Source organism: Streptomyces sp. NBC_00224 (genome assembly GCF_041435195.1).
Lineage (GTDB): Bacteria > Actinomycetota > Actinomycetes > Streptomycetales > Streptomycetaceae > Streptomyces.
The window spans coordinates 2,909,675-2,934,050 of the sequence record NZ_CP108106.1 but is presented as its reverse complement, the minus strand read 5'-3'; the positions used below and the strand labels follow the sequence as shown (position 1 = coordinate 2,934,050).

Below are 24,376 nucleotides of genomic sequence, written 5' to 3'. Positions count from 1 at the left end.
GTCCCCCTCTCCCCGCCATGGAGGCCCCCACCGTGTCGAAGCCGCCGTTCACGCACCTTCACGTACACACCCAGTACTCGCTGCTGGACGGTGCCGCGCGGCTCAAGGACATGTTCGACGCGTGCAACGAGATGGGCATGACGCACATCGCGATGTCCGACCACGGCAACCTGCACGGGGCGTACGACTTCTTCCACACGGCGAAGAAGGCGGGCGTGACGCCGATCATCGGCATCGAGGCGTACGTGGCCCCCGAGTCCCGCCGCAACAAGCGCAAGATCCAGTGGGGACAGCCGCACCAGAAGCGCGACGACGTGTCCGGTTCGGGTGGTTATACCCATAAGACGATCTGGGCGGCGAACGCGACGGGCCTGCACAACCTCTTCCGCCTCTCCTCCGACGCGTACGCGGAGGGCTGGCTGACGAAGTGGCCCCGGATGGACAAGGAGACCATCTCCCAGTGGTCGGAGGGCCTGATCGCCTCCACCGGCTGCCCCTCCGGCGAGCTCCAGACCCGGCTGCGCCTGGGGCAGTACGAGGAGGCCCGCCAGGCCGCCTCCGACTACCAGGACATCTTCGGCAAGGACCGGTACTTCCTGGAGCTGATGGACCACGGCATCGACATCGAGCGCCGGGTCCGCGACGACCTCCTGAAGATCGGCAAGGAGCTGGGCATCCCGCCCCTGGTCACCAACGACTCGCACTACACGTACGCGCACGAGGCCACCGCGCACGACGCGCTGCTGTGCATCCAGACCGGCAAGAACCTCTCGGACCCCGACCGCTTCAAGTTCGACGGCACCGGCTACTACCTGAAGTCGACCGACGAGATGTACGCGATCGACGCCTCGGACGCCTGGCAGCAGGGCTGCGCCAACACCGCCCTGGTCGCCGAGCAGGTCGACGTCAGCGGCATGTTCGAGGCGAAGAACCTCATGCCGAAGTTCGACATCCCCGACGGCTACACCGAGGTCACCTGGTTCCGCGAGGAGACCCTGCGCGGCATGCACCGCCGCTTCCCGGGAGGCATCCCGGAGGACCGCATGAAGCAGGCCGAGTACGAGATGGACACCATCATCTCGATGGGCTTCCCGGGCTACTTCCTGGTGGTCGCCGACTTCATCATGTGGGCCAAGAACCAGGGCATCGCGGTGGGTCCCGGCCGTGGTTCCGCGGCCGGTTCGATCGTCGCGTACGCCATGGGCATCACCGACCTCGACCCGATCCCGCACGGTCTGATCTTCGAGCGGTTCCTCAACCCCGAGCGCGTCTCGATGCCCGATGTCGACATCGACTTCGACGAGCGCAGGCGCGTCGAGGTGATCAGGTACGTGACGGAGAAGTACGGCGCCGACAAGGTCGCCATGATCGGCACCTACGGCAAGATCAAGGCGAAGAACGCCATCAAGGACTCCGCCCGCGTCCTCGGCTACCCGTACGCGATGGGCGACCGGCTCACCAAGGCGATGCCCGCCGACGTCCTCGGCAAGGGCATCGACCTCAACGGCATCACCGACCCCAAGCACCCGCGCTACAGCGAGGCGGGCGAGATCCGGGGGATGTACGAGAACGAACCGGACGTGAAGAAGGTCATCGACACCGCCAAGGGCGTCGAGGGCCTGGTCCGGCAGATGGGTGTGCACGCGGCCGGCGTGATCATGTCCAGCGAGACCATTACCGAGCACGTTCCGGTGTGGGTGCGCCACACCGACGGCGTGACCATCACCCAGTGGGACTACCCGAGCTGTGAGTCGCTCGGCCTGCTGAAGATGGACTTCCTGGGTCTGCGCAACCTGACGATCATGGACGACGCCGTCAAGATGGTGAAGTCCAACAAGGGCGTCGACATCGACCTGCTCGGGCTGCCGCTCGACGACCCGACCACCTTCGAGCTGCTCCAGCGCGGCGACACCCTCGGCGTCTTCCAGTTCGACGGCGGGCCCATGCGGTCCCTGCTGCGTCTGATGAAGCCCGACAACTTCGAAGACATCTCCGCCGTGTCCGCGCTCTACCGGCCGGGCCCGATGGGCATGAACTCGCACACGAACTACGCGCTGCGCAAGAACAAGCAGCAGGAGATCACCCCGATCCACCCCGAGCTGGAGAAGCCGCTCGAAGAGGTCCTGGCCGTCACCTACGGCCTGATCGTCTACCAGGAGCAGGTCCAGAAGGCCGCCCAGATCATCGCCGGGTACTCACTCGGCGAGGCCGACATCCTCCGTCGCGTCATGGGCAAGAAGAAGCCCGACGAGCTGGCGAAGAACTTCGTCATCTTCGAGGCCGGCGCCAAGAAGAAGAACTTCAGCGACGAGGCCATCAAGGCGCTCTGGGACGTGCTGGTCCCGTTCGCCGGGTACGCCTTCAACAAGGCGCACTCCGCCGCGTACGGCCTCGTCTCGTACTGGACCGCCTACCTCAAGGCGAACTACCCCGCCGAGTACATGGCGGCGCTGCTGACCTCCGTCAAGGACGACAAGGACAAGTCGGCGGTCTACCTCAACGAGTGCCGCCGCATGGGCATCAAGGTGCTGCCGCCCAACGTCAACGAGTCCGAGTCCAACTTCTCGGCGCAGGGCGACGACGTGATCCTGTTCGGCCTCACCGCCGTGCGCAACGTCGGTCAGAACGTGGTGGACTCGATCATCAAGTCCCGCAAGGCGAAGGGGAAGTACGTCTCGTTCCCCGACTTCCTCGACAAGGTCGAGGCGGTCGTCTGCAACAAGCGGACCGTCGAATCGCTGATCAAGGCCGGCGCCTTCGACGAGATGAAGCACACCCGCAAGGGCCTCACCGCACAGTTCGAGCCGATGATCGACAACGTGGTGCAGGTCAAGCGCAAGGAGGCCGAGGGGCAGTTCGACCTCTTCGGCGGGATGGGCGACTCCGACGACAACTCCGAGCCGGGCTTCGGCCTCGACGTCGAGTTCTCCGACGTCGAGTGGGAGAAGTCGTACCTGCTCGCCCAGGAGCGGGAGATGCTCGGTCTGTATGTGTCGGACCACCCGCTCTTCGGTCTGGAGCACGTGCTCTCCGACAAGTCCGACTCCTCGATCCAGCAGCTCACCGGAGGTGAGCACGCGGACGGCGCGATCGTGACGATCGGCGGCATCATCTCGGGCCTCCAGCGCAAGATGACCAAGCAGGGCAACGCCTGGGCGATCGCCACCGTCGAGGACCTGGCGGGCTCCATCGAGTGCATGTTCTTCCCGGCGACCTACCAGCTGGTCTCCACCCAGCTCGTCGAGGACGCGGTGGTCTTCGTCAAGGGCCGCCTCGACAAGCGCGAGGACATCCCGCGCCTGGTCGCGATGGAGCTGATGGTCCCGGACCTGTCGTCGGCGGGCACCAACGCGCCGGTGGTGCTGACCATCCCGACGGTGAAGGTGACCCCGCCGATGGTCAGCCGGCTGGGCGAGATTCTCGGCCACCACAAGGGCAACACCGAGGTGCGGATCAAGCTCCAGGGGCCGCGCTCGACCACGGTGCTGCGGCTCGACCGGCACCGGGTCCAGCCGGACCCGGCGCTCTTCGGAGATCTGAAGGTGCTGCTCGGCCCGTCCTGCCTGGCTGGCTGACCGGCGGCGGAGTTTCTATTTCATACGGAAGGGGCGCGTCCAATAGGGCGCGCCCCTTCCGTATTTGTGTGCCTGGTGTGTCTGGAATTATCAGTTGTGGCCGAAGCGACGCTGGTGCTTACGGGCAACATCCGCCGGGCTGCCCTGTGCCTGCGTCTGGGGCATGCCCTGCGACTCCATCGCGGACTTCTGCGCCTCCTGCTGACCGCGCTCGGCCTGCGAGGCGGGCTGCTGCTGCTTACGGCCGGACTTGTTCTTGGCCATGGTGATGCCTCCTGGGGGGACTAGGGGTCCAGGGCCGCTGCCAGCCTCACACGCCACGACAAAGAACGCATTTCAGACGATTACCGTGTGTAGCCCTCTGTAAGGGGTACGTGGTGTACAGGTTCGCCACGCCGATGATCGAGTTCCGGCCGTTAACCCTTGCAGGGTCGGGCAGACTCGAAGGAAACCCGAAGTACGTTCCCTGATCTCTGGATCTCCTGCACTCTTATCTCCCTGATCTCCTTTGCCTCTGATCTTTTGATTTTCAAGGTTTTGAAAGAGGGTGGAACGCGTGGACCGCTGCGTCGTCCTTGTGGATGCGGGTTACTTGTTGGGCGCGGCCGCAAGCCTTCTGGCCGGAGAGCCCGCCCGTTCACGGATCACCGTCGACCATGCCGCCCTGATCCAGGCGCTGCGCGAGCGTGCGGAGGCCGACACCGAGCAGCCGCTGCTGCGGATCTACTGGTTCGACGGCGCCCCCGACCGGGTGCCGCAGCCGGAACACCGCAGGTTGCGGGTGATGTCCCGGGTGACGGTCCGGCTGGGCGCACTGACCCGCAGCGACGGGCGGTGGGCCCAGAAGGGCGTCGACGCGGCCATGCACGCCGAGCTCACCGAGTTGGCCAGAAATCGCGCCTGCTCGGATGTGGTCCTGGTGACCGGGGACGGCGATCTGCTGCCCGGTCTGATGTCGGCCAAGGAGCACGGGGTCGCCGTGCACCTGTGGGCTGTCCAGGCCGCCGACGGCGACTACAACCAGTCCGAGGACCTGGTGGCCGAGGCTGACGAACGGCGAGTGCTCGACCGCGCCTGGATCACCCAGGCGGTCCGGGTCAAGGAACTCAGCACCATGTACGCCCCGGCCGCGGCCCCCCGCCCGGAGATCGCCGCCATCCTCTCCGCCCCGCTGCCCGAGTCGGCGCTCGCCGCCTCCGCCGAGCGGGCCGCGGAGGCCCAGGCCGCGGCCGCGCGCAACGGGACGGCCCAGCCCGCGGCGGCCGTCGGCAACGGCACGGCGGTCGCCCCCGCGCCCGGCGCCGCGGTCAAGGGCGTGCCCACGCCCAAGGACCTGGCGGGCCTGCGCGCACCCGGCCCCCAGGCCCCCTCGCCGCACGGCCCGCACGCGACCCTGCGGTGGTCGTCCGACAAAGGCTGGGTCGAGCGCCCCGGCTCCACGCTCGGCGAGTCCCCGGAGACCGCATCCCTGCCCACCCTCGCCCAGCTGACCAGCGCCGAGCAGCGCTGGGCGGACCGCGAGGAGGACATCACCACGGTCGGCGGCGACCCGTACGAGGTGGGGCAGGTGTTCGCGCGCCGCTGGATGGAGCGCCTGCCGGAGACGACCCACGTACAGAAGCTGTCCACCATGTACCCGCGCATCCCGCACCGCATCGACGGCGAACTCCTGCGGTACGCGGCCCGGTTCGGGCTGCTCGCCCACAAGGACGACCAGATCGACGAGCACGATCGGTATGCGATCCGGGCGGGCTTCTGGCGGGAGATCGACGTCAGGGCCGCGGCGGAACGCGTGCCGGCGGGGGAGTAGGCAGTACGCGGCGGGGCACGTGGAGAGCACCGCCGCGTGCCCGGCGCCCGGCTGCCGGGGGGCGAACCGGACTGTCCGGCTCCTCGGCACCGATCGTTCGGCGAACAGAACAAACGGGGGTCCGGGGGCGGAGCGGCCCGGCGGACCCCGTAGGCTCGTTGTCCGTGAGTACCGGCACAGCAGCGGCGCGGGCCGGCACCGTTTGCGCGGTGCGGGGCCTCACCAAGACGTACCCCGCCGCGCGCGGAAGACGCGGCTCGGCCGGTACGCCCGAGATCAGGGCCACCGACGGGATCGACCTCGACGTGGGACGCGGCGAGATCTTCGGCCTGCTCGGGCCCAACGGCGCGGGCAAGTCGACCCTCGTGCGCCAGCTCACCGGGCTGATGCGGCCGGACTCCGGCAGCGTCGACGTCCTCGGCCACGACCTGGTGCGCCACCCCGAGCGGGCCGCCCGGCTGATCGGCTACCTCGGGCAGGAGTCCACCGCCCTCGACGAGCTGACCGTGTCGCTCGCCGCCGAGACCACCGGACGGCTGCGCGGGCTCACCGCCCGCGCCGCACGGGCCGAGCGCGACGCCGTACTGGAGGAGCTCGGGCTGACCGCGCTCGCCGGGCGGCCGCTCAAGAAGCTCTCCGGCGGACAGCGGCGGCTCGCCTGCTTCGCCGCCGTGCTCGTCGGTGACCGGCCCGTGCTCGTCCTCGACGAGCCGACCACCGGCATGGACCCGGTGGCCCGGCGGGCCGTCTGGGCCGCCGTCGACCGCCGCCGGGCCGAGCGCGGCGCGACCGTGCTGCTCGTCACCCACAACGTCATCGAGGCCGAGACCGTCCTCGACCGGGTCGCCGTCCTCGACCGCGGCAAGGTCATCGCCTGCGACACCCCGGCGGGCCTGAAGGAACGGGTCGCCTCGGAGGTCCGGGTCGAGCTGGTGTGGCGCGAGCGGGCGCCCGTCGAGCTGCCCGAGGTCGCGGCGCTGCGCGCGGACGCGCAGGAATCCGGGCGGCGCTGGGTGCTGCGGCTCGGCCCCGACGCCGCGCGCGCCGCCGTCGCGGCGGTCACCGGCGGGCCCGCGTTCGCCGCCCTCGACGACTTCACCCTGGCCACGCCGAGCCTGGAAGACGTCTACCTCGCCCTCGGCGGCCGCACGGAAGGTCTGGTGAAGGCGTGAGCGCGATTCCCCTGGAGGTTTCCGTGGAGGCTCCTCCGGAGGCGCTCACCGCCCCGGCGGAGCGAGCCGGGGCCGTCGCGCCGCTCGCGCCCCGGGCGCGGCTGTTCCCCGCCCTCTCGGCCGTCTACCGGGCCCAGCTCTCCCGGGCCAAGGTGGCCCGCATCCCGCTGCTGTTCGTGGCGACCTTCCAGTCGATCGGGATCATGGTCCTGATGCGGGGGGTCGTGGACGGCGGCAGCGAGGCGCGGGCCGTGGTCGCCGGGTCGAGTGTGCTGGTGGTCGCCTTCGTCGCGCTCAACCTGCTCGCGCAGTACTTCGGGCAGCTGCGGGCGGGCGGCGGGCTCGACCACTACGCGACGCTGCCGGTGCCGCCCGCGTCCGTGGTGCTCGGCGCGGCCGCCGCGTACGCCTCGTTCACCGTGCCCGGCACGCTGGTCACGGCCATCACCGGCTGTGTGCTCTTCGGGCTCCCGATGGCGCATCTGTGGGTGCTCGCCGCGGTCGTCCCGCTGGCGGGCGCCGCGCTCGCCGGGCTCGGCGCGGCCCTCGGGCTGCTGGCCCCGCGCCAGGAACTGGCGACCCTGCTCGGCCAGTTGGGCATGTCGGCGGCGCTGCTGCTCGGCGTCCTGCCGGCCGACCGGCTGCCCGGACCGATCGCGTACGCACGTGATCTGCTGCCCTCCACGTACGGGGTGGAGGCCTTCGCGCACAGCTTCGGCGGGCACCCCGACTGGGCCGTCATCGGGCTCGACCTCGCGGTCTGCGCGGCCGTCGGTGTCGTCTCGCTGCTCGTCGCGACCTGGGCGTACCGGCGCGCGGCGGTCTCCCGGTGAGGCGCCGCACAGGAGCGCCTGGCACGATGGCGGGGTGACCGCACCTCTGACGCCGCCTCACCAGCAGCCACCGGACGACGACGCCTGGCAGGACTCCGCACACCCCGGTCCCGGGCCGGGTACCGAGGGCGGCCCGGTCGCCCCCGTACGCGAGGAGGGGACCGCGATGAAGGCGGAGCTGCGGGACGCCGTGGTCGCGGCGGTCGCGGTGGCGGTCACGGGCGTGCTGCTCGGGCTGCTGTGGGTGTGGCTGGCGCCGCGGGTGCCGCTCGTCTCCGACGACAAGGCCGTGTTCCTCAAGGACACCGAGGGCGAAGAGGCCATCGGGGCGGACGGAACGTTCATCCTGCTCGCGCTGGGGTTCGGCGTCGTGTGCGCGGCCCTCGTCTTCCTGCTGCGCAAGCGCGGCGGCATCCCGCTGGTGGCCGGGCTCGCCGTGGGCGGGTTGCTGGGGTCCTGGCTGGCCTGGCGGGTCGGGGTGTGGCTGGGGCCGACGCAGGACGTGGTGGCGGCGGCGCGGGCCGCGGGCAAGGGCGTCGTGTTCGACGCGCCGCTGAAGCTCAACGCGAAGGGGGCGTTGTTGGCGTGGCCGGTGGCGGCGATGGGGACGCATCTGGGGCTGACGGCGTTGTTCGCTCCGCGAGACCCGGAGGCGTGGCCCCCTACCGAGCTTTGACCCCCACCCCGCCCGTTACCTGAACCCTCCGGGGGTGGGTGGGGGTGGAGGTGGGTTTCCCGGGGGCTACGCCCCCGGACCCCCGGGCGGGGCTGCGCCCCTGCACCCGCTTGCGGGGCCTGCGGCCCCTGCACCCCGCTTCGGGGCTCCGCCCCGGCCCCCGCTCCTCAAACGCCGGAGGGGCTGATTTTGCCCGGACCCCTCCTCGCACGCCCGAGGGGCTGAATGTGCCCGGACCCCTCCTCGCACGCCCGAGGGGCTGATTTTGCCCGAGCCCCCTCCTTGCACGCCGGAGGGGCTGACTTTCGTGCTGCCGGGGCTGGAGTTACCTAAGGGGCGCGGGGAACTGCGCGAGCAACCACAGCCGACCCGCAGACAAACACCGGGCCTAAAAGGGGCGCGGGGAACTGCGCGACCAGCCACAGTCAGCCCGCAGCCGAGCACCGGGCCGGCGGGGTGCAGCCCCAGGTCGCTACGCCGGGCGTCGCCCGTGGTTTGCTCGGCCCTTTTTGATTCGCCACTTCCGCTTGCGGGTTCGTTTCGACATGGGGGCAACCTGCTCGCCCAGGGGCGAAGTGTCCAGGGGGGTTACCGGACACAACCGGAAACTACCCCCGCGCCACCGCCGCCAGCACCGCCCCCGTCAGCGCCACCAGATCCCCGGGGGCCAGCTCGACCTCCAGGCCCCGGCGCCCGGCCGAGACGCAGATCGTGGCGTGCGAGGACGCCGACGCGTCCAGGACCGTGCGCAGGCGGCGGCGCTGGCCCAGTGGGGAGATGCCGCCCCGGACGTAGCCCGTGGTCCGCTCCGCCGCCGCCGGGTCCGCCATCGCCGCCCGCTTGCCCCCGACCGCCGCCGCCAGCGCCTTCAGGTCGAGGGAGCCCGCCACCGGGACCACCGCCACGGTCAGCTCGCCGTCGACGTCCGCCACCAGTGTCTTGAAGACGCGGTCGGGGGAGACGCCAAGGGCCGCCGCGGCCTCCTCGCCGTACGACGCGGACGACGGGTCGTGCTCGTAGGCGTGCACCGTGAACTCCGTGCCCGCCGCCGTAAGCGCCACCGTCGCCGGGGTGCCCCCGGGCGCCCTCTTCTTCGCCAACTCGCCTGCGTCCTTATGTCAGTTGGGGCTCGTGGGGGAGCGGGTCAGGTCCACCGCCGGGAGTGAGGGCAGATGACGGATCACCGCCGTCTCCGCTCGCAGCAGCTTCAGCTCCTCGCGCAGCCGCGTCGCCGTGTCCGGTGCCTGGAGCAGGTGCTGCTTCGCCGGGACGTCGAGCACCGCGGCCGCCGCCACCAGGTACGACACCACCGACGGCTCGTCGGGCAGCTCGGCCGAGCCGGTGACGGACCGCTCGCGCGCGCCCGCCAGCCGCTTCTGGTACGCCCGGAACGCCCGCAGCACGCCCTCCGCCAGCGCCCCCGCCTCCTCGCCCGGCTCCTCGGGCAGCTCCTCCAGTTCGGCGGTCAGATACGGGCCGCTCGCGTCCACCGAAAGGAGTTTTACGCGTGTCGTGCCCGTTGCCAGGACCTCGAAGCTGCCGTCCGCGCGCTCCCGGATCGTCGCCGCGTCCGCGATGCACCCGACCTGGTGGAACGCCTGGATCGGGTCGGAGCCGAACCCGGCGGCCGGGCCCTTCTCCGGGATCGCCGTCTGGTCGGGCAGCCCGGGGCCGGTCGGCGCGACCTCGCGGCCGTCGCGGATCGCGACCACGGCGAACCGGCGCGGCTCGTCGTCGGAGTCGGCGCCGGAGTCCGGGCCGGACTTCAGCAGATCGCGCATCATGGCGCGATAGCGCTCCTCGAACACGTTCAGCGGCAGGACGAGGCCGGGGAACAGGACCGAGTTGAGCGGGAAGAGGGGCAGGCGAGCGGTGGTCACAACGCTCAAGCGTAATGGTCGCCGGACCGGCTGCGTCCGGGCTTCCCGAGGGCGCCCGCGCCCGGGAGCCCGGCGGCCCGGCCGGGCGCCTTCGCCGGGGGCTGCCCGGGGGCGTCGACGGGCCCGGCCGCGGCCCCCGCCGGGCCGCGTTCGCGCGCCGACGGCGTCCGCGCCGCCACCTGCCTGCGCACCCCGTCGCGCAGCTCGGTGAACCGGTCCAGCGGGTCGTCGTCGAGCCGCGCCCACGGGAAGGCGGTGGCATAGGGGCCGATGCGGCGGAACTGCTCCAGGGCCTCCTCCCACCGCTCCCGTACGACCAGGACGTACGTCAGCAGATTGCGCACCTCGGCGGGCCACGGGTCGCCCGGCTCGTACGCGGCGGAGAGCGCGATGGCGAGGTCCGCCGCCGCGTCGATCCGGTCGCGGAACAGCTCCTGCGGGCTCTGCCGGCCGGTCGGCGCCCCGCTCACGTCGGCGGCCAGGCAGGCGAACGCGGCCCGTACCGGCAGCGCCTGGACGAGCGAGCCGGGCAGGGCGTCCGCCGCGGCCTCCTCGGCGAAGCCGAAGCACTCCCGGTGCGAGCCGTACCACTGCGCCGAGAGGTACTGCAGCGCGGCCACATGGCAGCCGTAGTGGTGCGAGGAGCGGCCGACCGCCTCCCCCCACAGCGACTCGAAGACGGTGTGCGGCGCATGGGTGCCGCGCGCGTGGTCGAGCGCGATCCGCCACGGCACCGGGTCCGCGGGCTCGGCCGAGGCCGCCGCGTCGATCAGCGGCGCGATCTCGCGCAGCAGCTCGGCGCGGGCCGGCGAGCCCCACGCCCGTACGATCGCCAGCTCCGCCTTGACCAGCAGGGCGTCCGGGTCCCGGGGCGCGGCGGCGAGCCAGTCGGCGAGCCAGTCCGGGCGGCTGACCGCGAAGGCCGCGAGCCGCATGGTGTAGCGGTCGCGGTTCTCCCACTCGGCCGACTCGCGGGTGACGGCGAGGAGCTCGGCCGCCCCTCTGTACTCGCCCCGGGCGGCGGACACGAGCGCGGGGCCGAGGCGTCCGTCGGGTGCGTCGAGGAACAGATCCTCGTCGGCCGGGAGGTCGGCTGCGAGGTGCGGGGTGTGCCTGACCGCGCGGACGGCACGGAGCAGGGCGCGTACGAATGACATGGTGCGAACCATTCAAAACCGCAGGTCGGAGCTCCGCCAGTGGTGTGCGGTGAAGAGTCTGTGGCGGCCGTGACGGTTGTACGGGCGCGGGTCAAGGACCGGCAAATTTCAGCCACGCCGCAGCAGACGCGAGGCGCCCGCCGCCACGGTGGTGGCCAGGATCCAGCCGAGCACGATGAGCACCGCCGAGACCCACTGCCAGCTGCCGTGCAGCTGCCAGTAGCCGTCCTGCCCCAGGTTGATCACCGGCACGAGCAGATCGAGGGCGTACAGCGAGGCGTTCCAGTCCGGGTGCTCGTCCGCCTTGATCGGCGTCGGGTCGTAGTGCGAGAACGCCAGCGCGCCCATCGCCCACAGCACCGCCATCCACAGCGCCGCCCGGCCCGGCCGGTAGCCGTACGCCACGGTCAGGTCCTGGAGCACCCCCCACAGCTTCCCCGCCAGCGGCAGGGTCTCGCGGCGCCGGCGCTGCTTGGCGAGCAGCACCTCGCGCGCGTCCGCGTCCTCGCCGCTGTTGCGCAGCACGGTGGCGAGGCGCTCATACGGCTCAGGCGCGTACTCCGGAGTCGCCGCCGCCACCCATTCCAGCCGTCTGGCCAGCGGGAACAGTCCGCGCGGGATCAGGTTGTCGTAGCTGAAGCCGCCCATCGCGAGCCCGCCGGGCCCCGGCCAGCTCGTCGACATGTCGACCAGGTTCACGACCCGGGCGCCCGAGAGCACCACCCGGCCCCGCTCCGGCCGCTCCCCGAGGAAGCGCAGCTCCGGAGTCTGCACCCGGCGCAGCGACAGCTCCTGGTAGTCCCGCATCACGAAGCGCGCGCTCTGGAAGTCCACGGCGTCCCCGAACCGGCCGTCGTCAAGCCGCAGCCCGCCCTCGCAGACGAACGGCTGGACGCGGGTGCCCCGGGCCGGAGTGCCCGTGTAGTTCGTCCCGTACGGCGGAGTGGTGGTCTCGGTGGCGCCGGGCGAGACGGCCGCCGCCGTCATGTAGAGCGTGCGCTCCACGGTCAGCTGCGGAGCGTTCAGCGCGCGCCGCCCCTCCGGGTTCACCAGCCGGCTGCCGCGCAGGCTCAGCGTCACCCCGACCTTCGCCGCGCGCAGGCTCACCTCCCCGTACGACTCGATCAGCTCGGCCTGGAGGTCCTGGGCGACCGAGAGGCCGTCGGCCGCGATCGAGCGGCCCTTGCGGTCGGCGCGGATCACGGCCTCGTTGAGCAGCAGATCGGTGCCGATGTGGGCGTCGGTGAGCCGGATGCCGCGGGCGATCCGGCAGCGCGGCAGATGCAGATCGCCCTCGGTCTGCAGCCGGGCCGCCTCGATCCGCGGGATCGCGCAGTTCACCATCCGCACGGTGGTGACCCGGCACTCCGGCAGCAGCACCTCGTTCTCGAACCGGCAGTTGTTCAGTTCCACATACGGCGTGACCGTGCCGCCCGACAGATTGAGCACCCCGACGATCTGCACGCCGTTCAGTTTCAGGGCCGCCACCCGGCCGGGCAGCGCGGGCGGCCCGTGGAGCAGCAGCAGTGCCACCGCGCGGGCCTTCACATGGCGCTCGGGCCCCCAGACGCGCCCCGAGAACGGGTCGTCCCGCACCCGGCTGCGGGTGCGCAGGTCGTAGGTGCTGCCGTTGCGGAAGTAATCCCACATCCCCCGCTCCACCGGACTGAACCAGTCCGGGGCCACATCGGCATCCGGCGCCTCGGTCACTGCCGTCCCCCTCGTCCCCTGCCCGCCCCCCGCGGTCGCGTGAGGATGTACATGCGTGTGTAACGGAGTGAACGCTAGTGGTCACGGCCGGGGCGCGGGGCGGGCGGGATACGTATCAGCCAGTGATACGGGCGATCGGTGGCGCGATGCCGTCTGAGAGAATTGGTTCCGTGATCTCTCGAATCGATCTGCGCGGCAACGCCCTCCCCGAGGGGGGCGCCCTGCGCGACCTGCTGCCCCGTGCCGAGTTCGACGTGGAAGCCGCCCTGGAGAAGGTGCGGCCCATCTGCGAGGACGTGCATCATCGCGGCACGGCGGCGCTGATCGAGTACGCGGAGAAGTTCGACGGAGTGACCCTGGAGCGGATCCGGGTGCCCGCCGAGGCGCTCGCCGAGGCCCTGGAGACGCTCGACCCGCAGGTCAAGGCGGCCCTGGAGGAGTCCATCCGGCGCGCCAGGATCGTCCACCGCGCCCAGCGCCGCGGCGAGCACACCGTCCAGGTGGTGCCCGGCGGCACCGTCACCGAGAAGTGGGTGCCGGTCGAGCGCGTGGGTCTTTACGCGCCGGGCGGCCGGTCGGTGTACCCGTCGTCCGTGGTCATGAACGTGGTCCCGGCCCAGGAGGCGGGCGTCGAGTCGATCGCGCTGGCCTCCCCGCCGCAGAAGGAGTTCGGGGGACTGCCGCACCCGACGATCCTCGCCGCGTGCGCGCTGCTCGGCGTCGACGAGGTGTACGCGGCGGGCGGCGCCCAGGCCGTCGCGATGTTCGCGTACGGGACCTCCGGACCCGACGGGTGTGCGCCCGCGAACATGGTGACCGGCCCCGGCAACATCTGGGTCGCCGCCGCCAAGCGCTACTTCACGGGCCGCATCGGCATCGACACCGAGGCCGGACCGACCGAGATCGCCGTGCTCGCCGACGAGACCGCCGACCCGGCGCACGTCGCCGCCGACCTGATCAGCCAGGCCGAGCACGACCCGATGGCGGCCGCCGTCCTGGTCACCGACTGCGCGGCGCTCGCCGACGCGGTCGAGCGCGAGCTGGAGCCGCAGATCGCGGCCACCAAGCACGTCGAGGACCGGATCAAGCCCGCGCTGGCGGGCAGGCAGTCCGCGATCGTGCTGGTCGACGGCCTGGAGCAGGGCCTCAAGGTGGTCGACGCGTACGGCGCCGAGCACCTGGAGATCCAGACCGCCGACGCCGCCGCCGTGGCCGGCCGGGTCCGCAACGCGGGCGCGATCTTCGTCGGCCCGTGGGCCCCGGTCTCGCTCGGCGACTACTGCGCGGGCTCCAACCACGTGCTGCCCACCGGCGGCTGCGCCTGCCACTCCTCGGGCCTGTCGGTCCAGTCCTTCCTCAAGGGCATCCACATCGTCGACTACAGCCGGGACGCCCTGGCCGAGGTCGCCCACCACGTGGTCACGCTCGCGGAGGCCGAGGACCTGCCCGCGCACGGGGCCGCGCTCAAGGCGAGGTTCGGATGGAAGGTGCCGGGCCAGTGACCGAGAACCAGCGCCTCACCCTGGACGACCTGCCCGTACGCGACGAACTGCGCGGCAAGTCCCCCTACGGCGCGCCCCAGTTGGACGTGCCCGTCCAGCTCAACACCAACGAGAACCCGTACCCGCTGCCCGAGGCGCTGGTCGCGCGGATCGCGGAGCGCGTGGCGCAGGCCGCGCGCGGGCTCAACCGCTACCCCGACCGGGACGCGGTGGAGCTGCGCACCGAGCTCGCCCGCTACCTCACCCGCACCGGCGGACACACCGTCGGCGTCGAGAACGTGTGGGCGGCCAACGGCTCCAACGAGGTCATCCAGCAGCTGCTGCAGACCTTCGGCGGCCCCGGCCGCACCGCCATCGGCTTCGAGCCCTCGTACTCGATGCACGGCCTCATCGCGCGCGGCACCGGCACCGGGTGGATCTCCGGTCCGCGCAACGAGGACTTCACGATCGACGTGGAGGCCGCCGAGAAGGCCATCGCGGAGAACGCCCCGGACGTCGTCTTCATCACCTCGCCCAACAACCCCACCGGCACGGCGGTCGGCGCCGAAACGGTTCTCGCGCTCCACGACGCCGCCCAGGCCGCCAAGCCGTCCCTGGTGGTCGTCGACGAGGCGTACGTCGAGTTCAGCCACCGCGAGTCGCTGCTGCCGCTCATCGAGGGCCGCCCCCACCTGGTCGTCTCGCGGACCATGTCCAAGGCCTTCGGCGCGGCCGGGCTGCGCCTCGGCTATCTCGCCGCGCACCCGGCGGTGGTCGACGCGGTCCAGCTCGTCCGCCTGCCGTACCACCTCTCCGCCGTCACCCAGGCGACCGCGCTCGCGGCCCTGGAGCACACGGACACGCTGCTCGGCTATGTCGAGCAGCTGAAGAAGGAGCGGGACCGGCTGGTCACCGAGCTGCGGGCGGTCGGGTACGAGGTGACCGAGTCGGATGCCAACTTCGTCCAGTTCGGCCGCTTCGAGGACTCCCACACCGCCTGGCAGCGGATCCTCGACCAGGGCGTCCTGGTCCGTGACAACGGGGTGCCCGGGTGGCTGCGCGTCACCGCCGGCACCCCGACCGAGAACGACGCGTTCCTGGACGCGGTCCGTCAACTCAAGAAGGAGCAGAGAGCATGAGCCGCGTCGGCCGTGTCGAACGCACCACCAAGGAGACGTCCGTCCTCGTCGAGATCGACCTTGACGGGACCGGAAAGGTCGACGTGTCGACGGGAGTCGGCTTCTACGACCACATGCTCGACCAGCTCGGCCGCCACGGCCTCTTCGACCTCACGGTCAAGACGGACGGCGACCTGCACATCGACTCGCACCACACCATCGAGGACACCGCCCTCGCGCTCGGCGCCGCCTTCAAGCAGGCGCTCGGCGACAAGGTCGGCATCTACCGCTTCGGCAACTGCACGGTCCCCCTCGACGAGTCCCTCGCCCAGGTGACCGTGGACCTCTCCGGCCGCCCGTACCTCGTGCACACCGAGCCCGAGAACATGGCGCCGATGATCGGCGAGTACGACACCACGATGACCCGGCACATCCTGGAGTCCTTCGTGGCGCAGGCGCAGATCGCCCTGCACGTCCACGTCCCGTACGGGCGCAACGCGCACCACATCGTGGAGTGCCAGTTCAAGGCGCTGGCGCGGGCGCTGCGCTACGCATCCGAGCACGACCCGCGTGCCGCGGGCATCCTTCCTTCGACCAAGGGCGCGCTGTGACCGGCCTCAACACCATCCTCATCGTCCTCGGGCTCTTCCTCGCGGGCGGCGTCTACTCCTTCATCAAGCAGGAGATGTCCAAGAGCCTGATCACGCTGCTCGCGATCAGCTCGGCGCTCTGCCTGGTCGCGGGCGTCCTGCGGCTGGAGGTGTGGAATTGAGCACGGGCACCCCTCGTAAGAAGGTCGTGGTCTTCGACTACGGCTTCGGCAACGTGCGCTCCGCCGAGCGCGCCCTCGCCCACGTCGGCGCGGACGTCGAGATCACCCGTGACTACGACACGGCCATGAACGCCGACGGGCTGCTCGTCCCCGGCGTCGGCGCCTTCTCCGCCTGTATGCAGGGGCTGCGCGAGGCGCGCGGCGACTGGATCGTGGGCCGGCGCCTGTCGGGCGGCCGCCCGGTGATGGGCATCTGCGTCGGCATGCAGATCCTGTTCGCCCGGGGCATCGAGCACGGCGTGGAGACCGAGGGCCTGGACGAGTGGCCCGGCACGGTCGGGCCGCTCAAGGCGCCGATCGTCCCGCACATGGGCTGGAACACGGTCAAGGCCCCCGAGGACACCGAGCTCTTCGCGGGCCTGGACGCCGACGCCCGGTACTACTTCGTGCACTCGTACGCGGTGCACGACTGGACCCTGGAAGTCGGCAACGCCAACATGCGCGCCCCCAAGGTCACCTGGGCCACCCACGGCGAGCCGTTCGTGGCCGCGGTGGAGAACGGCGCGCTGTGGGCGACCCAGTTCCACCCCGAGAAGTCCGGCGACGCCGGCGCCCAGCTGCTGACCAACTGGATCGGAACCCTGTGATGGCACCGTCGTCCCCGAAGCTCGAACTCCTGCCCGCCGTCGACGTCCGCGACGGCCAGGCCGTCCGCCTCGTCCACGGCGAGTCCGGCTCGGAGACCTCCTACGGCTCCCCGCTCCAGGCGGCGCTCGCCTGGCAGGCCTCCGGCGCCGAGTGGCTGCACCTGGTGGACCTGGACGCGGCCTTCGGCACCGGCGACAACCGTGCGCTGATCGCCGAGGTCGCGGGCGCGATGGACATCAAGGTCGAGCTGTCCGGCGGCATCCGCGACGACGCCTCCCTGGAGGCCGCGCTCGCCACCGGCTGCCGCCGCGTCAACCTGGGCACCGCGGCCCTGGAGACCCCGGAGTGGGTCGCCAAGGTCATCGCCGAGTACGGCGACAGGATCGCGGTCGGTCTGGACGTACGGGGCACGACCCTGCGCGGCCGCGGCTGGACCCGCGACGGCGGCGACCTCTACGAGACGCTGGCGCGCCTCGACTCCGAGGGCTGCGCGCGGTACGTGGTGACCGACATCGCCAAGGACGGCACCCTCCAGGGCCCCAACCTGGAGCTGCTGCGCAACGTCTGCGCGGCCACCGACAAGCCGGTGGTGGCCTCCGGCGGCGTATCCTCGCTCGACGACCTGCGGGCGATCGCGGGGCTCGTGGGGCAGGGTGTGGAGGGCGCCATCGTGGGCAAGGCCCTGTACGCGAAGGCGTTCACCCTCGAAGAAGCCCTGGAGGCTGTGTCCCGATGAGCGACGTACGGCGTGTGCAGAGTGACGTTCCCAGTCCCTGGGAGGACTCGTTCGGCTTCGCGCGCGCCGTCGCCGCGGGCGACCATGTGCACGTCGCCGGCACCACGCCGTTCAAGGGCACGGTGCTGTACGGCGAGGGCGACCCGTACGAGCAGGCCATGGTGGCCTTCTCGAACGCCCTCGCCGCGCTCGCGGAGTTCGGGCTCGGGGTCGAGTCCGTGGTCCGCACCCGTATGTATCTGACCCACGCGCGGGACATCGACGAGGCGGGCAGGGCCCACAAGGAGCTCTTCGACGCCGTCCGTCCGGCGGCCACGCTGGTCATCGTGACCGGTCTGGTCGACCCGCGCATGCTGGTCGAAGTAGAAGTGGACGCTTACCGAGGCGCCACCGACGGCGCCCCCGAAGGAGCCCCCGCATGACGCTCGCGGTGCGAGTCATCCCCTGTCTGGACGTCGACAACGGCCGGGTGGTGAAGGGTGTCAACTTCCAGAACCTGCGCGACGCGGGCGACCCGGTCGAGATGGCCAAGCTGTACGACGCCGAGGGCGCGGACGAGCTGACGTTCCTGGACATCACCGCGTCCTCGGGCAACCGCGAGACGACGTACGACGTGGTGCGGCGCACCGCCGAGCAGGTCTTCATCCCGCTGACAGTGGGCGGCGGGGTCCGCTCGACGGACGACGTGGACAAGCTGCTGCGGGCCGGGGCGGACAAGGTGGGCGTCAACACGGCGGCGATCGAGCGCCCCGAGCTGATCCGCGAGATCGCGGAGCGGTTCGGGCGCCAGGTGCTCGTCCTGTCGGTCGACGCCCGCCGTACCGAATCCGGCTCCTTCGAGGTGACCACGCACGGCGGGCGCCGGGGCACCGGCATCGACGCGGTGGAGTGGGCGCACCGGGCGGCGGAGCTGGGGGCGGGGGAGATCCTGCTGAACTCCATGGACGCGGACGGGACGAAGGACGGGTACGACGTCCCGATGATCTCGGCGGTCCGCCGCCACGTCACCGTGCCGGTGATCGCCTCGGGCGGGGCGGGCCGTCTCGCCGACTTCGCTCCGGCGGTGGCGGCGGGTGCGGACGCGGTCCTGGCAGCGTCGGTGTTCCACTTCGGGGACCTGCGGATCGGGGACGTAAAGACCGCGCTGCGCGAGGCGGGCCACCCGGTGCGCTGATTTTTCCCCACCCCGCCCCTTCCCGAAAGCCTCCGGCGGTGGGTGTTCGTCTGCGGGCCGTCTGTGGCTGGTCGCGCAGTTCCCCGCGCCCCTAACCCCCTAGGGGCGCGGGGAACTGCGCGAGCAACCCCCACCGGCCCGCAGACGAACGGGGGATCAAACCCCCAGCTTCGCCTCCAGCGCCCGCGCCGCCGCGTCCTTCTCCCCCTCCACCTGCACATCCGCCGCCCCCTGGCGCCCCGACACGAACAGGGCCAGTTCGCCCGGTTCGCCCGTGACCGTCACCACGGGGGTGCCCCGCCGCGCCACCGCCGTCTGGCCGTCGGGGCGGCGCAGGACCAGGCCCACGGGGGAGCGGCGGCCCATCAGGCGGGCCATCCTCTCCAGGCGGGACCAGAGGACGTCCGCGAAGACCGGGTCGACCGGGCGCGGCGTCCAGTCGGGCTGGGCGCGGCGGACGTCCTCGCCGTGGACGTAGAACTCGATCGCGTTCGCCCCCTCGTCGACCTGCTTGAGGTTGTACGGCGAGTACTTCGGCGGCCCCGTACGGAAGAGCTGGACCAGCTCCTCGTACGGCTTCGCGGCGAACTCCGCCTGCACCCGGTCGAGACGGGACTTCAGCGCGCCGAGGATTATCCCGCCGGCCGCGTCGAGGCGGCGCTCGCGGACCACCAGGTGGGCGGCGAGGTCGCGCGCCGTCCAGCTGTCGCAGAGGGTCGGGGCCTCCGGGCCCGCCGCCTCCAACAGGTCGGCGAGCAGGAGCCGTTCACGCTTGGCATGGGTCGACATGGGGGCCAGCGTACGACCCGCGCCCACGTCCGCCCAGTGGACGCACCGCCGGAGCGCCCCCGCGCCACGGCACAATGGGGCCATGACCAGCACTCTCGACCCCGCCGTCGCCGCCCGCCTCAAGCGGACCGCCGATGGACTGGTCCCGGCCATCGCCCAGCAGTACGACACCGGCGAGGTGCTCATGCTCGGCTGGATGGACGACGAGGCCCTGCACCGCACCCTGACCACCGGCCGTTGCACCTACTGGTCGCGCAGCCGGAACGAGTACTGGGTCAAGGGCGACACTTCCGGGCATTTCCAGCAGGTGAAGTCCGTCGCGTTGGACTGTGACGGGGACACCCTCCTCGTCAAGGTCGATCAGGTCGGCGCCGCCTGCCACACCGGGGATCGGACATGCTTCGACGCCGACGTCCTGCTGCCCGCCCCCGCTCAGTAGGGTCTCGCCATGGATCTCGAAACCTTCCGCAAGCTCGCGGTGGACCGCCGCGTCATCCCGGTCAGCCGCCGCCTCCTCGCGGACGGCGACACCCCCGTCGGGCTCTACCGGAAGCTCGCCGCCGAGCGGCCCGGCACCTTCCTCCTGGAGTCCGCCGAGAACGGGCGGTCCTGGTCGCGCTACTCGTTCGTGGGCGTGCGCTCCGCCGCCACGCTCACCGCCCGCGACGGCGAAGCCCACTGGCTGGGCACCCCGCCCGTCGGCGTCCCCACCTCGGGTGATCCGCTGGAGGCCCTGCGGGCGACCGTCGAGGCGCTGCACACCCCGCGCGACCTGGCGGCGGGAATGCCGCCGTTCACCGGCGGCATGGTCGGCTACCTCGGCTACGACATCGTGCGCAGGCTGGAGAGGATCGGGGAGCACGGGCGCGACGACCTGCGGCTGCCCGAGCTGACCATGCTGCTCACCTCCGACCTCGCCGTGCTCGACCACTGGGCCGGGTCGGTGCTCCTGATCGCCAACGCGATCAACCACAACGACCTGGACACCGGCGTCGACGAGGCGTACGCGGACGCCGTGGCCCGGCTCGACGCCATGGAGGCGGACCTGGCGAAGCCCGCCGAGTACGCGCCCGCCGCCCTCCCGCCGTCCGTGCTGCCCGAGTACACCGCGCTGTGGGGCGGCAAGGCGTACCAGGACGCCGTCGAGGACATCAAGGAGCGCATCCGCGCGGGCGAGGCCTTCCAGGTGGTGCCCTCGCAGCGGTTCGAGACGCCCTGCAGCGCCAGCGCGCTCGACGTCTACCGGGTGCTGCGGGCCACCAACCCGTCCCCGTACATGTACCTCTTCCGCTTCGACGGCTTCGACGTCGTCGGCTCCAGCCCCGAGGCCCTCGTCAAGGTCGAGGACGGGCGGGCCATGGTCCACCCGATCGCCGGGACCCGGCACCGGGGCGCCACCCCGCAGGAGGACAACGACCTGGCCGAGGAGCTGCTCGCCGACCCCAAGGAGCGGGCCGAGCACCTGATGCTGGTGGACCTGGGCCGCAACGACCTGGGCCGGGTCTGCGAGCCGGGCAGCGTCGAGGTCGTCGACTTCATGTCCGTCGAGCGGTACTCGCACGTCATGCACATCGTGTCGACCGTGACCGGCCGGGTCGCCCCGGGTCGTACCGCCTTCGACGTGCTCACCGCGTGCTTCCCCGCCGGGACCCTCTCCGGCGCGCCCAAGCCGCGTGCGATGCAGATCATCGAGGAGCTGGAGCCGAGCCGCCGAGGGCTCTACGGCGGCTGCGTCGGCTATCTCGACTTCGCCGGGGACTCCGACACCGCCATCGCCATCCGCACCGCGCTGCTGCGCGACGGCACGGCGTACGTACAGGCCGGGGCGGGCGTGGTGGCCGACTCCGACCCGGTCTCGGAGGACAACGAGTGCCGCAACAAGGCGGCGGCGGTGCTGCGGGCAGTGCATACGGCGAACCGACTCAACGACTAGTGCTCCGCGGCAAGTGCGTCGCCCTGCGGACCGTGCTGGGTCGCTCGCGCAGTTCCCACCGGTCCGCAGCCGAACTTCTCGCCGATAGATTTCGCGCCATAACACGCCCCCGGCTGACAAGATCACCGCCGCGCAGGCGATAGTGGAGTACGTGAGTGCCGTTCCCGAACCCCAGTCGCGTGCCGAATCCGCGTCGCCCGCCCGTGGCGGCGGTCGCCGCGCCCTCGCCGCCGCCCTGCTCTTCGCAGCCGTCGGAGCCGCCGTGGTCCTGCTCGCCTCCGGGCAGATCTGGGCCGAGGGCCATGCCGCGGTCGGGGGCGGCTCCGTGCCGCTGCGCGCCACCGGGCAGAACGTGACGGGCGTGCCCGCCGCGCTCGCGATAGTCGGGCTCGCCGCGCTCGTGGCGGTCTTCGCGGTCCGCCGGGCCGGCCGGCTCCTGGTCTCCGGGCTGCTCGCGCTGAGCGGCGCCGGAGCCGCGCTCGCCGCCTTCCTCGGCGCCGACGACAGCTCCGCGCTGGACGAGAAGGCCGCCAGGACCAGCGGCGACGCCGCCGCGACCATCGGCGGCCTCACCCACACCGCCTGGCCCTACGTCACCTTCGCGGGCGGCCTGCTGCTCCTGGTCGCCGGGCTGCTCGCGCTGCGGTTCGGCGCCGCCTGGCCCGCGATGGGCGGGCGCTACGAGCGCGACGGCAGCCCCCGGGCCCGCAAGCCCCGCCCGGTCAAGGACCCGGACCGGCCCGAGGAGCTGTGGAAGGCCCTGGACCGGGGCGAGGACCCGACCGGAGTGTGAGCTGCCCCACGGCGGCGACCCCAGGCTCGGGGCACGTGCGCGGGTGGGCGACAATGGTCGGTGAGCGGTCGGCGTCCCCGGACTGAGCGGCCGACTCCGCGACCCAGAGATTCACCAACGAGGAGCAACTCATGGCGGGCAGCAGCGGCGGCCACGGACACACCCCGGCCGCCTGGACCGGTGTCATCATCTCCTTCATCGGCTTTTGCGCGGCCTCGGTCTTCATCGTCGCCGCCAACCCGATCGGCTTCTGGGCCGGTACGGCGCTCACTCTCCTCGGTGGCGTCGTCGGCGGCGTCATGAAGATGGCCGGCCTCGGCGCTCCCAAGGAGTCGGCCGAGATGGCCGCGGCCCGTGAGGACGCCGGCGCCAAGTCCCGCGCCCGCCTCGCCGAGGCCCGCTGAGACAACGCTGTACGCAGATGAGGCGCGGCCCCCTGGGGCTGCGCCTCTCCGCGTGAACGGGGACAATCACCGCGTGGACGCCACCCCGACCCCGACGCCCGCCCCGACGGCCTTCCCCGCGGCGCGCCGGCTGCTCGTGCCGCTGGGCACCCTCGCCGGGGTCGCCGCCGCCTTCGCGTACGTGGGCGCGGTCGACCCGAACGAGCCCGGCCACTACCCCGTCTGCCCGCTGCTGCGGCTCACCGGGATCTACTGCCCCGGCTGCGGCGGTCTGCGCAGCGCCCACGACTTCGTCACCGGCGACTTCGGCGCGGCCATCGGGGCCAACGCGCTCGCGGTGGCCGGTTATGTGCTCTTCGCGGCCCTCTGGGTGGTCTGGGCCGTCCGCGCCACGCGCGGGCTGCCCTTCCGTGTCGACCTCAAGGACGCCCACTGGTGGGGCATCGGGGCGGTGCTGCTGGCCTTCTCAGTTGTCCGGAATCTACCGTTCGGGGCCGTGCTCGCGCCGTGACATTCCGTATATCTCCCCACGTCCCGGCTGTCCGAGGAGTGGGACGGGCGTCAACCGGATGCGGGCCCTTCGCTCCGGTGCGGATACCATCGTCATGGCTGATCCTGGCCGATCGTCAACGTCACCGTCCTGGAAGGGGGCCGCTCGCGTGAGTGTGCTCGACGAGATCATCGAGGGCGTCCGCGCCGATCTGGCGGAGCGGCAGGCGCGGGTCGGCCTCGACGAGCTCAAGGAGCGCGCCGCCAAGGCGCCCCAGGCTCGGGACGGGGTCGCGGCCCTGCGCGGCGAAGGCGTCAAGGTCATCTGCGAGGTCAAGCGCTCCAGCCCGTCCAAGGGTGCGCTCGCGGCCATCGCGGACCCGGCGGCCCTCGCCGCCGACTACGAGGCGGGCGGCGCCGCCGTCATCTCCGTGCTCACCGAGGAGCGCCGCTTCGGCGGCTCGCTCGCCGACCTGGAGGCCGTCCGGGCCAAGGTCGACATCCCGGTGCTGCGCAAGGACTTCATCGTCACCGCGTACCAGCTGTGGGAGGCCCGGGCGTACGGGGCCGACCTGGCGCTCCTGATCGTCTCCGCCCTGGAGCAGTCCGCCCTGGTCTCGCTGATCGAGCGGGCCGAGTCCATCGGGCTCACCCCGCTGGTCGAGGTGCACGACGAGGACGAGGTCGAGCGGGCGGTCGACGCGGGCGCCCGGATCATCGGCGTCAACGCGCGCGACCTGAAGACCCTCAAGGTGGACCGCACCGTCTTCGAGCGCGTCGCCCCGGAGATCCCCTCGCACATCGTGAAGATCGCCGAGTCGGGTGTGCGCGGCCCGCACGACCTGATCGCGTACGCCAACGCCGGCGCGGACGCCGTCCTGGTCGGCGAGTCCCTGGTCACCGGCAAGGACCCCCGGGCGGCCGTCGCCGACCTGGTGGCCGCCGGCGCCCACCCGGCCCTGCGCCACGGACGGAACTGACCCCATGCCCATTGCCGCCCGTCTCGCCCCCGGCTGCCGCCCGCGCGGCTGCCGCGCTCCGGCGCGCCGGGTGCACGGGCGGCGGGTGCGATACGTGATCGGCGACGAGCCGGGCCAGGTCAACGGGATGCGATGGCGCGGTGCCCTGAGCGCCGCTTGAGCCGCGCCCCATAGGGGCGCGGGGAACTGCGCGACCGGCCCACGACGGCCTGTAGTCGCGCACTCACCTCACCGCAGCGGCGCCTG

26 protein-coding genes are annotated in these 24,376 nt (G+C 71.9%); 20 read left to right on the top strand and 6 right to left on the bottom strand.

What is annotated here, in order from left to right; translation table 11 throughout:
- The first annotated feature begins 32 nt into the window (after window positions 1-32).
- Window positions 33-3,575, top strand: a complete 3,543-nt coding sequence (gene dnaE, locus OG965_RS13090; protein ID WP_371652214.1) for a DNA polymerase III subunit alpha — start codon at window positions 33-35, stop codon at window positions 3,573-3,575.
- A gap of 90 nt (window positions 3,576-3,665) precedes the next feature.
- Here dnaE and OG965_RS13085 read toward each other — a convergent pair whose 3' ends face one another.
- Window positions 3,666-3,839 (bottom strand): hypothetical protein, encoded by a 174-nt coding sequence (locus OG965_RS13085; RefSeq protein WP_371652212.1) that lies wholly within the window; start codon window positions 3,837-3,839, stop codon window positions 3,666-3,668.
- Between the two features lie 283 nt (window positions 3,840-4,122).
- On the opposite strand from OG965_RS13085, the gene OG965_RS13080 reads away from it, so the two are divergent.
- The 4 genes from OG965_RS13080 to OG965_RS13065 all read left to right on the top strand — a co-directional run bounded on the left by OG965_RS13080 (window position 4,123) and on the right by OG965_RS13065 (window position 8,066).
- A complete protein-coding gene (locus tag OG965_RS13080) occupies window positions 4,123-5,385 on the top strand; it encodes an NYN domain-containing protein (protein WP_371652210.1) in 1,263 nt (420 codons plus the stop codon).
- A gap of 164 nt (window positions 5,386-5,549) precedes the next feature.
- The gene (locus OG965_RS13075; RefSeq protein WP_371652208.1) at window positions 5,550-6,557 is read left to right on the top strand and encodes an ABC transporter ATP-binding protein; all 1,008 of its coding nucleotides are present in this window, start codon (window positions 5,550-5,552) and stop codon (window positions 6,555-6,557) included.
- A 5-nt stretch (window positions 6,558-6,562) separates the two neighbouring features.
- Complete coding sequence (locus tag OG965_RS13070) at window positions 6,563-7,390, top strand: ABC transporter permease (RefSeq protein ID WP_371656931.1); 828 nt, start codon at window positions 6,563-6,565, stop codon at window positions 7,388-7,390.
- 34 nt (window positions 7,391-7,424) lie between these two features.
- Complete coding sequence (locus tag OG965_RS13065) at window positions 7,425-8,066, top strand: DUF2567 domain-containing protein (RefSeq protein WP_371652206.1); 642 nt, start codon at window positions 7,425-7,427, stop codon at window positions 8,064-8,066.
- A 608-nt stretch (window positions 8,067-8,674) separates the two neighbouring features.
- Here OG965_RS13065 and ybaK read toward each other — a convergent pair.
- The 4 genes from ybaK to OG965_RS13045 form a co-directional block, all read right to left on the bottom strand.
- Window positions 8,675-9,166 carry a Cys-tRNA(Pro) deacylase gene (ybaK, locus tag OG965_RS13060; RefSeq protein ID WP_371652205.1) on the bottom strand — a complete coding sequence of 164 codons (492 nt, stop codon included), beginning with the start codon at window positions 9,164-9,166 and terminating at the stop codon, window positions 8,675-8,677.
- 18 nt (window positions 9,167-9,184) lie between these two features.
- The gene (locus OG965_RS13055; protein WP_371652204.1) at window positions 9,185-9,946 is read right to left on the bottom strand and encodes an LON peptidase substrate-binding domain-containing protein; all 762 of its coding nucleotides are present in this window, start codon (window positions 9,944-9,946) and stop codon (window positions 9,185-9,187) included.
- 5 nt (window positions 9,947-9,951) lie between these two features.
- Window positions 9,952-11,115 (bottom strand): hypothetical protein, encoded by a 1,164-nt coding sequence (locus tag OG965_RS13050; RefSeq protein ID WP_371652202.1) that lies wholly within the window; start codon window positions 11,113-11,115, stop codon window positions 9,952-9,954.
- Window positions 11,116-11,211: 96 nt separating this feature from the next.
- Window positions 11,212-12,813, bottom strand: coding sequence for an oxidoreductase (locus OG965_RS13045; protein WP_371652201.1), 1,602 nt, complete (start codon window positions 12,811-12,813; stop codon window positions 11,212-11,214).
- A 170-nt stretch (window positions 12,814-12,983) separates the two neighbouring features.
- On the opposite strand from OG965_RS13045, the gene hisD reads away from it, so the two are divergent.
- Genes hisD through hisF form a run of 8 tightly spaced genes read left to right on the top strand, consistent with a single transcriptional unit; the run spans window position 12,984 to window position 18,742 of the window.
- A complete protein-coding gene (hisD, locus tag OG965_RS13040) occupies window positions 12,984-14,315 on the top strand; it encodes a histidinol dehydrogenase (RefSeq protein WP_371652199.1) in 1,332 nt (443 codons plus the stop codon).
- Complete coding sequence (locus tag OG965_RS13035) at window positions 14,312-15,433, top strand: histidinol-phosphate transaminase (RefSeq protein WP_371652197.1); 1,122 nt, start codon at window positions 14,312-14,314, stop codon at window positions 15,431-15,433. The genes hisD and OG965_RS13035 overlap by 4 nt, the downstream gene beginning before the upstream one ends.
- Window positions 15,430-16,023, top strand: coding sequence for an imidazoleglycerol-phosphate dehydratase HisB (hisB, locus tag OG965_RS13030; RefSeq protein ID WP_067158063.1), 594 nt, complete (start codon window positions 15,430-15,432; stop codon window positions 16,021-16,023). The genes OG965_RS13035 and hisB overlap by 4 nt, the downstream gene beginning before the upstream one ends.
- Entirely contained in the window at window positions 16,020-16,184 is a 165-nt protein-coding gene (locus tag OG965_RS13025) for a hypothetical protein (protein WP_371652195.1), read from the top strand. The genes hisB and OG965_RS13025 overlap by 4 nt, the downstream gene beginning before the upstream one ends.
- Window positions 16,181-16,831 carry an imidazole glycerol phosphate synthase subunit HisH gene (gene hisH, locus OG965_RS13020; protein ID WP_371652193.1) on the top strand — a complete coding sequence of 217 codons (651 nt, stop codon included), beginning with the start codon at window positions 16,181-16,183 and terminating at the stop codon, window positions 16,829-16,831. Before OG965_RS13025 ends, hisH begins: the two co-directional genes overlap by 4 nt.
- Window positions 16,831-17,568 carry a bifunctional 1-(5-phosphoribosyl)-5-((5-phosphoribosylamino)methylideneamino)imidazole-4-carboxamide isomerase/phosphoribosylanthranilate isomerase PriA gene (gene priA, locus OG965_RS13015; protein ID WP_371652191.1) on the top strand — a complete coding sequence of 246 codons (738 nt, stop codon included), beginning with the start codon at window positions 16,831-16,833 and terminating at the stop codon, window positions 17,566-17,568. Before hisH ends, priA begins: the two co-directional genes overlap by 1 nt.
- Window positions 17,565-17,990, top strand: a complete 426-nt coding sequence (locus OG965_RS13010; RefSeq protein ID WP_371652190.1) for a RidA family protein — start codon at window positions 17,565-17,567, stop codon at window positions 17,988-17,990. The genes priA and OG965_RS13010 overlap by 4 nt, the downstream gene beginning before the upstream one ends.
- On the top strand, window positions 17,987-18,742 hold the full coding sequence (hisF, locus tag OG965_RS13005) for an imidazole glycerol phosphate synthase subunit HisF (protein ID WP_371652188.1): 756 nt from the start codon (window positions 17,987-17,989) through the stop codon (window positions 18,740-18,742). The genes OG965_RS13010 and hisF overlap by 4 nt, the downstream gene beginning before the upstream one ends.
- 156 nt (window positions 18,743-18,898) lie before the next feature.
- Here the strand turns inward: hisF and OG965_RS13000 are convergent, their stop codons facing one another.
- The gene (locus tag OG965_RS13000) at window positions 18,899-19,531 is read right to left on the bottom strand and encodes a TIGR03085 family metal-binding protein (RefSeq protein ID WP_371652187.1); all 633 of its coding nucleotides are present in this window, start codon (window positions 19,529-19,531) and stop codon (window positions 18,899-18,901) included.
- 82 nt (window positions 19,532-19,613) lie between these two features.
- Between OG965_RS13000 and hisI the strand changes: the two genes are divergently transcribed.
- From hisI to trpM, 7 genes are all read left to right on the top strand, one after another.
- The gene (gene hisI / locus OG965_RS12995; RefSeq protein ID WP_344079184.1) at window positions 19,614-19,970 is read left to right on the top strand and encodes a phosphoribosyl-AMP cyclohydrolase; all 357 of its coding nucleotides are present in this window, start codon (window positions 19,614-19,616) and stop codon (window positions 19,968-19,970) included.
- A gap of 9 nt (window positions 19,971-19,979) precedes the next feature.
- Entirely contained in the window at window positions 19,980-21,464 is a 1,485-nt protein-coding gene (locus OG965_RS12990; RefSeq protein ID WP_371652185.1) for an anthranilate synthase component I, read from the top strand.
- Window positions 21,465-21,606: 142 nt separating this feature from the next.
- Complete coding sequence (locus OG965_RS12985) at window positions 21,607-22,257, top strand: TIGR02234 family membrane protein (RefSeq protein WP_371652184.1); 651 nt, start codon at window positions 21,607-21,609, stop codon at window positions 22,255-22,257.
- A gap of 131 nt (window positions 22,258-22,388) precedes the next feature.
- A complete protein-coding gene (locus OG965_RS12980) occupies window positions 22,389-22,661 on the top strand; it encodes an HGxxPAAW family protein (protein WP_371652182.1) in 273 nt (90 codons plus the stop codon).
- A gap of 73 nt (window positions 22,662-22,734) precedes the next feature.
- Entirely contained in the window at window positions 22,735-23,172 is a 438-nt protein-coding gene (locus tag OG965_RS12975) for a DUF2752 domain-containing protein (protein WP_371652181.1), read from the top strand.
- 148 nt (window positions 23,173-23,320) lie between these two features.
- On the top strand, window positions 23,321-24,130 hold the full coding sequence (gene trpC / locus OG965_RS12970) for an indole-3-glycerol phosphate synthase TrpC (RefSeq protein WP_371652180.1): 810 nt from the start codon (window positions 23,321-23,323) through the stop codon (window positions 24,128-24,130).
- Between the two features lie 4 nt (window positions 24,131-24,134).
- Complete coding sequence (gene trpM / locus OG965_RS12965; protein ID WP_190088809.1) at window positions 24,135-24,290, top strand: tryptophan biosynthesis modulator TrpM; 156 nt, start codon at window positions 24,135-24,137, stop codon at window positions 24,288-24,290.
- The last annotated feature ends 86 nt before the right edge of the window (window positions 24,291-24,376 follow it).